The organism is Streptomyces sp. BK208, assembly GCF_004364245.1.
Taxonomy (GTDB): Bacteria; Actinomycetota; Actinomycetes; order Streptomycetales; family Streptomycetaceae; genus Streptomyces.
In genome coordinates this window covers 1-13,504 of sequence record NZ_SOAV01000018.1, presented here as the reverse complement: position 1 = coordinate 13,504, position 13,504 = coordinate 1, and the positions used below count along the sequence as shown (strand labels likewise).

12 protein-coding genes are annotated in these 13,504 nt (G+C 72.3%); 10 read left to right on the top strand and 2 right to left on the bottom strand.

Going from position 1 to position 13,504, the window contains the following annotated elements; all coding sequences use genetic code 11:
* Nucleotides 1–8 precede the first annotated feature (8 nt).
* A complete protein-coding gene (locus EV562_RS32905) occupies nucleotides 9–461 on the bottom strand; it encodes a metallopeptidase family protein (RefSeq protein ID WP_166662121.1) in 453 nt (150 codons plus the stop codon).
* Nucleotides 462–755: 294 nt separating this feature from the next.
* Between EV562_RS32905 and EV562_RS32900 the strand changes: the two genes are divergently transcribed.
* The 9 genes from EV562_RS32900 to EV562_RS32860 all read left to right on the top strand — a co-directional run bounded on the left by EV562_RS32900 (nucleotide 756) and on the right by EV562_RS32860 (nucleotide 10,973).
* Nucleotides 756–1,178 carry a DUF3499 domain-containing protein gene (locus EV562_RS32900; RefSeq protein WP_133890530.1) on the top strand — a complete coding sequence of 141 codons (423 nt, stop codon included), beginning with the start codon at nucleotides 756–758 and terminating at the stop codon, nucleotides 1,176–1,178.
* Nucleotides 1,179–1,326: 148 nt separating this feature from the next.
* Entirely contained in the window at nucleotides 1,327–2,943 is a 1,617-nt protein-coding gene (locus tag EV562_RS32895; protein ID WP_133890627.1) for an L-lactate permease, read from the top strand.
* An 81-nt stretch (nucleotides 2,944–3,024) separates the two neighbouring features.
* Nucleotides 3,025–4,389: a phosphomannomutase/phosphoglucomutase gene (locus EV562_RS32890; protein ID WP_133890529.1), complete on the top strand. Its 1,365-nt coding sequence runs from the start codon at nucleotides 3,025–3,027 to the stop codon at nucleotides 4,387–4,389.
* A 334-nt stretch (nucleotides 4,390–4,723) separates the two neighbouring features.
* Nucleotides 4,724–4,894 carry a Trm112 family protein gene (locus EV562_RS32885; RefSeq protein WP_133890528.1) on the top strand — a complete coding sequence of 57 codons (171 nt, stop codon included), beginning with the start codon at nucleotides 4,724–4,726 and terminating at the stop codon, nucleotides 4,892–4,894.
* A gap of 82 nt (nucleotides 4,895–4,976) precedes the next feature.
* Nucleotides 4,977–6,104: an SIS domain-containing protein gene (locus tag EV562_RS32880; protein ID WP_133890527.1), complete on the top strand. Its 1,128-nt coding sequence runs from the start codon at nucleotides 4,977–4,979 to the stop codon at nucleotides 6,102–6,104.
* A 94-nt stretch (nucleotides 6,105–6,198) separates the two neighbouring features.
* Nucleotides 6,199–7,350 carry a mannose-6-phosphate isomerase, class I gene (gene manA, locus EV562_RS32875; RefSeq protein ID WP_133890526.1) on the top strand — a complete coding sequence of 384 codons (1,152 nt, stop codon included), beginning with the start codon at nucleotides 6,199–6,201 and terminating at the stop codon, nucleotides 7,348–7,350.
* A gap of 180 nt (nucleotides 7,351–7,530) precedes the next feature.
* Entirely contained in the window at nucleotides 7,531–8,511 is a 981-nt protein-coding gene (locus EV562_RS32870) for a cation diffusion facilitator family transporter (protein ID WP_133890525.1), read from the top strand.
* A 279-nt stretch (nucleotides 8,512–8,790) separates the two neighbouring features.
* The gene (gene ahcY / locus EV562_RS32865; protein ID WP_133890524.1) at nucleotides 8,791–10,248 is read left to right on the top strand and encodes an adenosylhomocysteinase; all 1,458 of its coding nucleotides are present in this window, start codon (nucleotides 8,791–8,793) and stop codon (nucleotides 10,246–10,248) included.
* Nucleotides 10,249–10,358: 110 nt separating this feature from the next.
* On the top strand, nucleotides 10,359–10,973 hold the full coding sequence (locus EV562_RS32860) for a hypothetical protein (protein ID WP_133890523.1): 615 nt from the start codon (nucleotides 10,359–10,361) through the stop codon (nucleotides 10,971–10,973).
* A 52-nt stretch (nucleotides 10,974–11,025) separates the two neighbouring features.
* Here the strand turns inward: EV562_RS32860 and EV562_RS32855 are convergent, their stop codons facing one another.
* Complete coding sequence (locus EV562_RS32855) at nucleotides 11,026–11,979, bottom strand: RDD family protein (protein WP_133890522.1); 954 nt, start codon at nucleotides 11,977–11,979, stop codon at nucleotides 11,026–11,028.
* Nucleotides 11,980–12,105: 126 nt separating this feature from the next.
* On the opposite strand from EV562_RS32855, the gene EV562_RS32850 reads away from it, so the two are divergent.
* Nucleotides 12,106–13,113, top strand: coding sequence for a stage II sporulation protein M (locus EV562_RS32850; protein WP_133890521.1), 1,008 nt, complete (start codon nucleotides 12,106–12,108; stop codon nucleotides 13,111–13,113).
* The last annotated feature ends 391 nt before the right edge of the window (nucleotides 13,114–13,504 follow it).

Sequence of the window (13,504 nt, the reverse complement as noted above, 5' to 3'; positions counted from 1 at the left end):
CCCGCCGCTCATTCCTCCCCGTAGCGCGGATCCACCGTCTCCGGGGTCAGCCCCAGCAGCTCCGCCACCTGCTCGACGACGACCTCGTGCACCAGCAGCGCGCGCTCGTCGCGCCCCTTGGTGCGGATCTCGACGGGCCGCCGGTACACGACCACCCGGCCCCGGCGCCCGTCCCGCGAGGGCACCGTGCCCCCGAGGGGGACGGTCTCGTCGTTCCACGCCTCGCCGGCCGAGGCCGGCCGGGGCACGTCGAGGACGAGGAAGTCGATGTCGGCCAGTTGCGGCCAGCGCCGCTCCAGGCGCTCCACGGAGTCCTGCACCAGGTCCGCGAACACCTCGCCACGGCTGGCGGCGAGTGGCACCTGCGGGGGCGCGACCGGGCCGCGCATGCCCCGACCGTGGCGATCACGACGGCGGGGCCCTGGGCGGCCGGCATCACGGGGCGTCACGGGGTTGTCCATCACTGGTGAAGGGTAGTCCCCGCCGGGGCGCGGCGCCGGACCGCGCGCGCCTCGGCGGCGGTGTGGCGGAGACTTGCTCCGCTTGTCGCCGGATGACCATTCCAGCCAAGGTTGGGCTCGATTTCGGTTCCCTCCGTGACCGCGGAACCCAAGGCAAATGTCGTTCTTTGTATCGGGTCGTGACCGTACGGTGGGCCGCGCGGTCTCGTCGGGACGGGCGTCCACGCAGGTCGAAAGGGGGTGTTCCGGAAGGGGCGCAGGTCGTTTCACGCCACGACACGGAGGTGTGACCCGGTGGCCAGTCGTCGCGGCCCGCTCAAGAGTGCGGTACCGTCCAACATCGTGAGCCCTGTACGTCGCTGTTCGCGCACCGCCTGCGGCCGTCCCGCCGTCGCGACGCTGACGTACGTCTACGCCGACTCGACCGCGGTCCTCGGCCCGCTCGCCACCTACGCCGAACCCCACTGCTACGACCTGTGCGCCGAGCACTCCGAGCGCCTCACCGCCCCGCGCGGCTGGGAGGTCGTCCGCCTGCTCGACGGATCGGCCCCCGCCCGCCCCAGCGGCGACGACCTGGAGGCGCTCGCCAACGCGGTGCGCGAGGCGGCCCGGCCCCAGGAGCGGACGGCCGAGGCCGGCGGCGGCGCGCGGACGGCCGACCCGATGGAGGTCGCGCGCCGCGGCCACCTGCGGGTGCTGCGCTCGCCTGACAACTGAGCCCCGCCCGACGGGATCTCACCCCCACTCGCCGTGTGCTCGGCCACATCCGTTGCCGCACACCCATTGACGCCCCCTTGTCGCGGACACGACCATTCCGGAAGCCGCGAGAAATCGCTTTCACATGGCGGAATCCGGGGAGGCGTCCGTGTACGTGCAGGAGCTGGAACCCGTCGCCGGTTCACTCGGCCTGTCCGCCCTGGTGGCGGCCCTGCCGCTGGTGATCGTCCTGGTCCTGCTGGGCGGCGTCCGCATGAAGGCCCATCTGGCGGGCCTCATCGGTCTCCTGGCCGCCGTACTGGTCGCCTGGCTCGCCTACGGCATGCCGCTGGACCAGACGGCCTCCAGCGCCGTGCAAGGAGCGGTTTTCGGCCTCTTCCCCATCCTGTGGATCGTCGTGAACGCCCTGTGGGTCTACCGGATGACCGTCCGCACCCGGCACTTCGACATCCTGCGCCGCTCCTTCGGCCGGCTCTCCGACGACCCCCGGATCCAGGCCCTCGTCGTCGCCTTCTGCTTCGGTGCCCTCCTGGAGGCCCTCGCCGGGTTCGGCGCGCCGGTCGCGATCTGCTCGGTCATGCTCGTCGCCCTCGGATTCGACCCGGTGCGCGCCGCGGTCGTCTCGCTGGTCGCCAACACCGCGCCGGTCGCCTTCGGCGCGATGGGCACCCCGGTGGTGACCCTGGCCCAGGTCACCGGGCTGCCCCTGGACGACGTCGCCTCCGTGGTGGGGCGCCAGACGCCGCTGCTGGCCCTCGTCGTCCCGCTGCTCCTGGTCGCCCTCGTCGACGGGCGGCGCGGGCTGCGCGAGACCTGGATCCCCGCCCTGTCCTGCGGAGTGGCCTTCGCCGTCGCCCAGTTCGCCGCCTCCAACTACGTCTCCGCCCAGCTCGCCGACATCGCCGCCGCGCTGATCGGGGCCGGCGCCCTGGTCGCCGTACCGCACTCCCGCAGGCCCGCCGCCGAGCCCGTACGGGCCTCCGTGCTGACCGGCGTACGCAGCGAGGAACTGGACGCCGAGGACTCCGCGCGGGAGGTGGTGCGGGCCTACGCGCCGTACGCGCTGATCGTCGCCGTGTTCTCCGTGGCGCAGATCCCAGCGGTGAAGGACTGGCTGGCGCGGGCCACGCAGTCCTACGACTGGCCGTTCCTCGACGTCGCCGACGCCGAGGGCACCCGGGTCGGCGGCAACGTCTTCTCCTGGCCGATCGTCTCCACCGGCGGCACCCTCGTGCTGCTCGCCGGGCTGGCCACCGCCGTCGTCCTCGGCGTGCACGCGCGCGTGGCGGTCAGGGAGTGGCTCGCGACCGTGCACGAACTGCGGTTCGCGATCCTCACCGTCACCTCGGTCCTCGCCCTCGCCTACGTCATGAACCTCTCCGGGCAGGCCGCCACCATCGGCCACTTCGTGGCGGCCGCGGGCGCCGGGCTCGCCTTCCTGTCGCCGGTGCTCGGCTGGTTCGGCGTCGCCGTCTCCGGCTCCGACACCTCGGCCAACGCGCTCTTCGGCGCCCTCCAGGTGACCGCCGCGCGGGAGTCCGGACTCTCGCCCGAACTGCTGGCCGCCGCCAACAGTTCCGGCGGCGTCCTCGGCAAGATGATCTCGCCGCAGAACCTCACCATCGCCTGCGCCGCCGTCGGACTAGCGGGCCGCGAGGGCGACCTGCTGCGCAAGGTGCTGCCCTGGAGCCTGGGCCTGCTGCTGGTCATGTGCCTGATCGTGGTCGGGCAGTCCACGGTGGTCCTGGGCTGGATGCTGCCCTGACCTCCGGGAACCACCCGGGCGGCCCGGCGGTCCTCACGGGGTAGTTTGTGGGACCCGACAGGACTTTCAGGAAGGTTGGCCGTGGCTGCTGATCTGGCGCAGATCGTGAAGGCGTACGACGTGCGCGGTGTCGTCCCGGACCAGTGGGACGAGTCGCTGGCCGAGCTGTTCGGCGCGGCCTTCGTCGAGCTGACCGGCGCGAGCGCCCTCGTCGTCGGCCACGACATGCGGCCCTCGTCCCCGAGCCTGTCCGGCGCCTTCGCGCGCGGGGCGGCGGCCCGGGGCGCCGACGTGACCGGGATCGGCCTGTGCTCCACCGACCAGCTCTACTACGCGTCCGGCGCGCTGGACCTGCCCGGCGCCATGTTCACCGCCTCGCACAACCCCGCCCAGTACAACGGCATCAAGCTGTGCCGCGCGGGCGCCGCCCCCGTCGGCCAGGACACCGGCCTCGCCGACATCCGCGCCCTGGTGGAGCGCTGGAGCGACTCCGGCGCCCCGGAAGCCGCGGCCCGCCCCGGCACCGTCACCCGGCACGACGTCCTCGCCGACTACGCCGCCCACCTGCGCTCCCTCGTCGACCTGCGCACCATCCGGCCCCTCAAGGTCGTCGTCGACGCGGGCAACGGCATGGGCGGCCACACCGTCCCGACGGTCTTCGCCGGCCTGCCCCTCGACCTCGTGCCGATGTACTTCGAGCTCGACGGCACCTTCCCCAACCACGAGGCCAACCCGCTCGACCCGGCCAACCTCGTCGACCTGCAGAAGCGCGTCCGCGAGGAGGGCGCCGACCTCGGACTCGCCTTCGACGGCGACGCCGACCGCTGCTTCGTCGTCGACCAGAACGGCGACCCGGTCTCCCCGTCCGCCGTCACCGCCCTCGTCGCCGCCCGCGAACTGGCCCGCAACGGCGGCCGGGGCACGGTCATCCACAACCTCATCACCTCCCGGTCCGTCCCGGAGGTCGTGCGCGAGAACGGCGGCACCCCGGCACGCACGCGCGTGGGCCACTCCTTCATCAAGGCCGAGATGGCCAGGACCGGCGCCATCTTCGGCGGCGAGCACTCCGCGCACTACTACTTCCGCGACTTCTGGAACGCCGACACCGGCATGCTGGCCGCCCTCCACGTCCTCGCCGCCCTCGGCGAGCAGGCCGGCCCGCTGTCCGACCTGGTCGCCGCCTACGACCGCTACGCGGGCTCCGGCGAGATCAACTCCACCGTCGCCGACCAGCAGGCCCGCCTCGCCGCGATCCGGGCCGCGTACGAGGACCGCGACGAGGTCACCGTGGACGAGCTGGACGGCCTCACCGTCCAGGCTCCCGACTGGTGGTTCAACGTCCGCCCCTCCAACACCGAGCCCCTGCTCCGCCTGAACGCGGAGGCCCGTGACGAGGCGACGATGGCCAAGGTGCGGGACGAGGCTCTGGCGATCATCCGCGCCTAGGGGGTGTCGTTCGGATCAGACCGGCCTCCGGGCGACGAGGAACCCTCACCCGGAGCCGGCCTGATCCGAACGAACACCCCCACAGTCGCCGCCGCGGACGGCCGTGCCCCGCCGCCGCGGGCAGCCGGGCCGTGCCGTCCGCCCGGCCGCAGCCGCGGGCAGAGGTACCGCCGGGGCGGCCCGCGCGTGTGCAGCGGCACCCCGGACGGCGCCGGACCCCGCCCCCCCCGCCGGCGACGCCGGAATCGACGGAGGCCCCCCACGCGAGTCCCGTCCCGGCGGTACCCTGACCAGCACATCCACACAAGCCCCACCGCCCCCGAAGGGAACCCCCATGCCGCTCGAAGCCGGCCTCCTGGAGATCCTCGCCTGCCCCGCCTGCCACGCCCCTCTCGAGGAGCGGGACACGGAGCTGATCTGCACCGGTCAGGACTGCGGCCTGGCGTATCCGGTGCGCGACGGCATCCCCGTCCTCCTCGTCGACGAGGCCCGCCGCCCCGACTGACGGCCGCCCGGGCGACCGGCAACCCGGCGACGACGACCCCGCGCAATCGAACGAACGCCCCGGCGATCGGAGACCTGCCGCCATGCTCGACGAATCGCTCCTCGACGCCCCGGAGCGCCTCACCGAGGCCGACCGCCGCGGCCTGCTCCGCGGCGCCGCCGAGGCCGGTGCCCGCGTACGCACCGCCGCCCGGCACGCCGCCGAGGCCGGCGTCGGCAACCTCAAGCCGGACGGCCGCCCCCGCGCCGTACTGATCGCAGGCCCCGGCGCCGCGGCCACCCACGCCGCCGACCTCCTCGGCACCCTGGCCGGCGCCGGCAGCCCCGTCACCCGCCTCGCCCCCACCGGCGTCGCCCCCGCCGCGGGCGCCCTGCGCTGGGAGCTGCCCGGCTGGGCCGGCTCCGTGGACCTGTTGCTGATCGCCACCCCCGACGGGGCCGAGCCGGGCCTGTCCCTGCTCGCCGAACAGGCCTACCGCCGGGGCTGCACGATCGTCGCCGTCGCCCCCGCCGGTTCCCCGCTCAACGACGCGGTGGGCGCCTCCCGCGGCCTGTTCATCCCGATGGCGACCGCCCCGTACGACCACGACGAGCCGCTCGCCGGTGCCGCCCCCGGCGTCCTGTGGGCGCTGCTCACCCCGCTCCTCGCGCTGCTCGACCGCACCGGGCTGCTCGAGGCGCCGCCCGAGGCCGTCGACAAGGTCGCCGACCGGCTCGACCGCATCGCCGAGCGCTGCGGTCCGGCGATCGTCACCTACAGCAACCCCGCCAAGACCCTGGCGGCGGAGCTGGCCGACTCCCTCCCCGTCGTCTGGACCGAGGGCACCTCCGCCGGCCCCGCGGGCCGCCGCTTCGCCGCCGCCCTCGCCGAGCTGTCCGGCACGCCGGCGGTCGTCGCCGAGCTCCCCGAGGCGCTCGCCGCGCACAGCGCCCTGCTCGCCGGCCGGCTCGCCGCGGGCGCCGACCCCGACGACTTCTTCCGTGACCGCGTCGAGGAACCGGCCGCCCTGCACGCACGCGTGGTGCTCCTGCGCGACCGGCCCACCGGCGGCCTCACCGCCGCACCCAACGCCCGTGACCTGGCCCTCGGCCACGACACGCCGATCAGCGAGCTGGAGCCGGAAGAGGGCGGCGAACTGGAGACCCTCGCCGAACTGATCGCCATCACGGATTTCGCCGCCGTCTACCTGGCACTCGCCTCGGGAGCCTGAACCCCACGCACCATCTCCGACGGACGGCCCCCACGGCCGACCTCCCCGTACGCCCACCCGCGTACCACCGCGCACGCACCGGCAGAGAGAGCCCATGGACCGCCTCGACAACACCGTCCGCCCCTACGCCTGGGGTTCCACCACCGCGATCCCGACCCTGCTCGGGACCGAGCCGACCGGTGAACCGCAGGCGGAGATGTGGATGGGCGCCCACCCCGGCGCGCCCTCCCGCACCGGCCGGGGCACCCTGGCCGACGTCGTCGACGCCGACCCCGAGAAGGAACTCGGCGCCGCCTCCGTGGCCAGGTTCGGCCCGCGCCTGCCCTTCCTCCTGAAGCTCCTCGCCGCCGGCGCCCCGCTCTCCCTCCAGGTCCACCCCGACCTCGCCCAGGCCAGGGCCGGTTACGAGGACGAGGAGCGCCGCGGCGTCCCCGTGGACGCCCCGCACCGCAACTACAAGGACGCCAACCACAAGCCCGAACTGGTCTGCGCCCTCACCGACTTCGACGGCCTGTGCGGCTTCCGCGCCCCGGCCGAGACAGCCGACCTGCTCGACGGTCTCGGCGTCGCCTCCCTCAAGCCGTACGTCGACCTGCTGCGCGCCCACCCCGAGGACGCCGCCCTGCGCGAGGTGCTCACCGCGATCCTCACCGCCGACCCCGAGGAGATGTCCCACACGGTCACCGAGACGGCGGCCGCCTGCGACCGCCTCGGCGGCGCCTACCGGCCGTACGCCGACATCGCCCACCACTACCCGGGCGACCCCGGCGTCCTCGCCGCGATGCTCCTCAACCACGTACGGCTGCAGCCCGGCGAGGCCCTGTACCTCGGCGCCGGCATCCCGCACGCCTACCTCAACGGCCTCGGCGTCGAGATCATGGCCAACTCCGACAACGTCCTGCGCTGCGGCCTCACCCCCAAGCACGTCGACGTCCCCGAACTCCTGCGCGTCGTCCGCTTCGAGGCGGGCGACCCCGGCGTCCTGCGCCCGGAGGCGTCACCCGACGGCGAAGAGGTCTACGACACCCCGATCGACGAGTTCCGCCTGTCCCGCTACGTCCTGCCCGAGGGGTCCGCACCCCGCGACCTCACCCTGGCCACGCCGCAGATCCTGCTCTGCACCGCGGGCACCGTACGGACCGGCGAGCACGAACTGGCCCCCGGCCGCTCCGTCTTCGTCCCGGCGCACGAAAAGGCCGAAGTGTCCGGAACAGGCACGCTCTTCCGAGCCACCGTACGCGTCTGACACCTGCCCTCACTCGGGTCTGCCGGGCCCCCGACGGGGCATCCGGCACGTCGGGGTCCGGGCGGGCTGCAACAATGGCGCACCGCAAAGGAGGGGCAAAGCCGGTACCGGCCGTGCCCACCGGTGCACAGACGCAGACCCGACAGACGAAGCAGACGCAGGCGAAGGGACACGCGACACATGAGCGCGTCAGGCGGTACCAGGGCGATCGTGGCGGCACTGCTCGCCAACCTCTCGATCGCGGTGGCGAAATTCGTGGCGTTCCTCTTCAGCGGATCGTCGTCGATGCTCGCCGAGTCGGTGCACTCGGTCGCCGACTCCGGCAACCAGGGCCTGCTGCTCCTGGGCGGCAAGCGGGCCCAGCGCCAGGCGACGCCGCAACACCCCTTCGGCTTCGGCCGCGAGCGCTTCATCTACGCCTTCCTCGTCTCCATCGTGCTCTTCTCGCTCGGCGGCATGTTCGCCCTCTACGAGGGTTACGAGAAGATCAAGCACCCGCACGAACTGGAGCACTGGTACTGGCCGGTGGGCGTCCTGGTCTTCGCGATCATCGCCGAGGGCTTCTCCTTCCGGACCGCCATCAGGGAGTCCAACCCCCAGCGCGGCAAGGACTCCTGGAAGGACTTCATCCGGCACGCCAAGGCCCCGGAACTGCCGGTCGTCCTCCTGGAGGACTTCGGCGCCCTCGTCGGTCTGGTCCTCGCCCTCGGCGGAGTCGGCCTCGCCCTGCTCACCGGTGACGGCGTCTGGGACGGCATCGGCACCCTGTGCATCGGCATCCTGCTCATCCTGATCGCGCTGGTCCTCGCCGCCGAGACCAAGTCGCTGCTCCTCGGCGAGTCCGCCGGCCCCGAGGTGGTCCGGCGGATCGAGAGCGCGGCCGTCGCCGGCGACACCGTCACCGGCATCATCCACATGCGCACCCTCCATCTCGGCCCCGAGGAACTGCTCGTCGCCGCCAAGATCGCGGTCCGTCACGACGGCACCGCCACGGAGATCGCCTCCGCGATCGACGCCGCCGAGTCCCGCATCCGCGAGGCGGTCCCGATCGCCCGCGTCATCTACCTGGAGCCGGACATCTACAGCGAGTCCGAGGCCGCCAAGGGCCCCGACCCCGAGGCGACCCCCGGCGGCCCCAGCACACCCCCCGCCGCCCACTGACCCACGCCCCGCGCCCGCTGTCACCCTTCGTGAACGTCCCAAAGTGTTCGGAGGCGGACTGGGGACGGCGGGCGCGCGCGGTGTAGCTTGGATCGGAGCCAGACGTCGCTGCTGATGGCGGTCGGGCGGCCCCGGACGGGCCGGCCGAGGGAGAGAGGGCCTCCGACGGACTGCGCTGCGCGTACGCGGGCATGCCTGTGTCCTCTTCGGGCACCCCTGTGTCCGCCGCCGCGCAGGTCAGCCGTACCCACCTCGACCCAACCCGAGGAGCAGCCCGTAATGACGACTGTCGACAGCCGACAGGACTTCAAGGTCGCCGATCTCTCCCTGGCCGCGTTCGGCCGCAAGGAGATCACTCTCGCCGAGCACGAGATGCCGGGCCTGATGGCGATCCGCAAGGAGTACGCCGACGCCCAGCCCCTCGCCGGCGCCCGTGTCACCGGCTCCCTGCACATGACCGTGCAGACCGCCGTGCTCATCGAGACCCTGGTCGCCCTCGGCGCCGAGGTCCGCTGGGCCTCTTGCAACATCTTCTCCACCCAGGACCACGCGGCCGCCGCCATCGCCGTCGGCCCGAACGGCACGCCCGACGACCCGCAGGGCGTCCCGGTCTTCGCCTGGAAGGGCGAGACCCTCGAGGAGTACTGGTGGTGCACGGAGCAGGCGCTGACCTGGCCGAACACCCCCACCGGCGGCCCGAACATGATCCTGGACGACGGCGGTGACGCCACCCTCCTCGTCCACAAGGGCGTCGAGTACGAGAAGGACGGCAAGGTCCCCTCGGTCGACACCGCCGAGTCCGACGAGCACCGCGTCATCCTCGAACTCCTCACCCGCACGGTCAGCGAGAGCCCGCAGAAATGGACCCAGCTGGCGTCCGAGATCCGCGGCGTGACCGAGGAGACCACGACCGGCGTCCACCGCCTGTACGAGATGCACCGCGACGGCACCCTCCTGTTCCCGGCGATCAACGTCAACGACGCGGTCACCAAGTCGAAGTTCGACAACAAGTACGGCTGCCGCCACTCCCTGATCGACGGCATCAACCGCGCCACCGACGTCCTCATCGGCGGCAAGACCGCCGTCGTCTGCGGCTACGGCGACGTGGGCAAGGGCTGCGCGGAGTCCCTGCGCGGCCAGGGCGCGCGCGTGATCATCACCGAGATCGACCCGATCTGCGCCCTGCAGGCGGCGATGGACGGCTACCAGGTCACGACGCTGGACGAGGTCGTCGACAAGGCCGACATCTTCGTCACCACGACCGGCAACAAGGACATCATCATGGCCTCGGACATGGCCAAGATGAAGCACCAGGCCATCGTCGGCAACATCGGCCACTTCGACAACGAGATCGACATGGCCGGCCTCGCCAAGACCCCCGGCATCGTCAAGGACGAGGTCAAGCCGCAGGTCCACACCTGGACCTACCCCGACGGCAAGGTGCTCATCGTCCTCTCCGAGGGCCGCCTGCTGAACCTGGGCAACGCCACCGGACACCCCTCCTTCGTGATGTCCAACTCCTTCGCGGACCAGACCCTGGCCCAGATCGAGCTGTTCACCAAGCCCGACGAGTACCCGACCGACGTCTACGTGCTGCCCAAGCACCTGGACGAGAAGGTCGCGCGGCTCCACCTCGCCTCCCTCGGCGTCAAGCTGACCACGCTCCGCCCGGAGCAGGCCGACTACATCGGCGTCAAGGTCGAGGGCCCCTACAAGGCGGACCACTACCGCTACTGAGTCACCGGTTCCTCCGAGGCAGGCCCCCGCACCCCCGTGTCGGGGGCCTGCCCCATCGGCGCCGCGTCCGCGTCAGCGGCCGGACCGGCCCGTCACCATCCAGGACACCCATGCCCCGCGGCCGATATTCGCTCCATGATCCGCACGACCACACCCCCCTCGCAGAAGAACACTTCCAATGCGCCCCCGGTCCCTCCGGCTGGCGCTACGTCTCCCGGCTGACCGCCCCCACCGGAGACCACCTCGGCTCCGTCGACCTCGCCCTCGACGAACTCGGCCGGCCCATCCGTCTGGAGCTCCACGCCGCCGACTGGCAGGTGCGCGGCGCCGCCATCGACGGAGTCACCTGGGTCCGAACCGACCCCACCGGACTCCACGCCACCGAAGGCAATGCGCGCGCCCACGCCTTCACCGGCACGTCCCCGGCCTTCCTCGTCGCCGTGACCCGTCTCCTGCGTCTCACCCCCTCCCCGTCAGCCATCCGCGTACGACTGGTCGCCCTCACCGACCCGGTCCTCGCCCCCCGCACCGTGGACCAGTCCTGGGTCTTGCTGAACAGAGAAGCACACGCCACTGACAACGGACCCCTGACCGTGGACGAATACCAGGTCACAGCCCTGGACACGGGCGAACAGCACTCCGTGCACATCACCGGCGACGTCGTCCTCGCGGCCCCCGGCATCGAGCTGGAAGACCTGGAGACACCACCGTCCGTGTTCCGGTGAGCCGCGTGGTCGGCCGTGCCTGCGCGGCCGTGCCTGCGCGGGCGGGCCGCGCCTACGCGGGCGGTACGAACCCGGTGCCGGGCCGGCGGTCCCGCGGCTCGTCCCCCGACACGCCGGGGCGGCCCCCCGCCGACGACCCGGTCGGAGGGCCGGCCGGCGCAGGGGGCGGCGGCGGGACGGCCGACGCAGGAGCCACCGGAAGCACCGGCCCCACGGGCGGCACGGCCGCCGCCGGGGAAGCGCCCTCGCCCGCCGACGCGTCGCCGGTCGCCCGCCGGGCCTCCCTGACCTGTCGTTCCTGCAGCACCGCCGCCAGATAAGCGGGCGGCGGAATCTCCCGCGGCACCGGAGTACCGGTACGGGCGGCCACGTCGGCGGCGAGTCGCTCGGCCATCGCCCAGCCGACCCGTGGGTCCAGCTGTCCCATCCGGGTCAGGTACTGACGGACGGCGAGCCACAGGTCGTCGGGCACCGCGGACAGGTCGAGCCCCGCGAAGCGCCCCGCCAGCCACGGCGGAGGCGGCGGCATGAAGCCCGCAGACGAGGACGGCACCCTCTCCCGCACGACGAGCGTGCCCGCGAACACGTCACCGAGCCGGCGCCCCCGCGCGGACACCAGGGAGGCGACACAGGCGATCACACCCAACGTCATGAGGATCTCGATCACGCCGATCAGCCCCCGCACCAACGAGTGCCGGAACCGGATCGGACCACCGTCGTCCCGCACCACCCGCAGCCCGCACGCCGCCTTCCCCAGCGAGCGGCCATGGCTGAGCGTCTCCACGGCGATCGGCCCGCCCACGAGGACCAGGACGAAGGTCGCGATCGACAGCGCGGTCTGCGCCGCCACGTCCAGGGAGGAAGTGGACACCACCAGCGCGATGGTCACCGCCACGTAGACGGCCACCGCCACCGCCAGGTCGAGCAGAACGGCCAGCGCCCTGCTGGGCAGCCTCGCGGCACGCAGCTCCAGCGTCACCGCCTCGCCCGTCACCAGCTCACTCACGCCCGACGCCCTTCCCCTGACTGCCCCCGTCCCCGCCAGTCTGCCAAGCTGAGGACGCACCGCGCCGTAGTACGACAAGCTGATCCACGACGAGCCGCCGACGATAGCCGAGGAGCAGGCACACCGATGGACCTCGACGTCTTCGTCTCCGCCCATCGCGCGGAGTGGGACCGCCTCGACGCCCTCCTCCGGCGCCGGCGCCGGCTGACCGGCGTCGAGATCGACGAACTCGTCGCTCTCTATCAGCGCACGGCCACCCATCTGTCCCTGATCCGGTCCAGCGCCCCCGACCCCCAGCTCACCGGACGGCTCAGCCAACTCGTGGCACGCGCGCGCAGCACCGTGACAGGCACCCGACGCGCCTCCTGGCGCGACGTCACGCGCTTCCTGACCCAGCAGTTCCCGGCAGCCGTCTACCGCGCCCGCCACTGGTGGGTTCCCACCGCCCTCCTGTCGACCGCCGTCGCTGCCCTCCTGGGCTGGTGGATCGGCACCCACCCGGAGGTGCAGTCCACCATCGCGGCACCGAGCGAACTGCGCGAGCTCACCCGCCCCGGCGGCCAGTACGAGACGTACTACTCGAGCAATCCGGCCGCCTCGTTCGCGGCCCAGGTCTGGACGAACAACGCCTGGGCCGCCGCACTCTGCCTCATCCTGGGTGTCTTCCTGGGGCTGCCCGTCATCTGGATCCTCTTCCAGAACATGCTCAACCTCGGCGTCGGATTCGGACTCATGTCCTCGGCCGGCCGCCTCGACACCTTCCTCGGCCTGGTCCTGCCCCACGGCCTGCTCGAACTGACCGCGGTGTTCGTGGCCGCGGGTACCGGCCTGCGCCTGGGCTGGACCCTCGTCGACCCGGGCCCCCGCACCCGCCGCACCGCGCTCGCCGAAGAGGGCCGGGCTGCCATCGGCATGGCGGTCGGACTGGCTCTCGTCCTCTTCGTGTCCGGCGCCATCGAAGGCTTCGTCACCCCGTCCGGCCTGCCCACCTGGGCGCGCATCACCATCGGCGTCGTCGCCGAGTCGGCCTTCCTCGTCTACGTCTACGTCCTGGGCGGCCGCGCGGTTCGGGCCGGCGCCACGGGTGACGTCGAGGCTGCCGAACGCAGCGCCACCGTGCCGACGGCCGCCTGATGTGCATCCACCCCTGACGAGCTGCTACTGTCCTCTTCGTTCCCGCAAGAGCCGTTGACACGGAGCGAGCGGGGAGGTAGATTCGAACAGTTGCCTGCAGACGGGTTCACCCCAGAGGGCGACGGTGAAGGTCTATCTGCTTCCCGAACTCAACGAATTCGACGAAGCACTCTCCCGATGAATCGGAAATGAACGGCCGGTAAGACGGCCTCGGAACTTCTGATAAAGTCGGAACCGCCGGAAAGGGAAACGCGAAAGCGAGAACCTGGAAAGCACCGAGGAAATCGGATCGGAAAGATCTGATAGAGTCGGAAACGCAAGACCGAAGGGAAGCGCCCGGAGGAAAGCCCGAGAGGGTGAGTACAAAGGAAGCGTCCGTTCCTTGAGAACT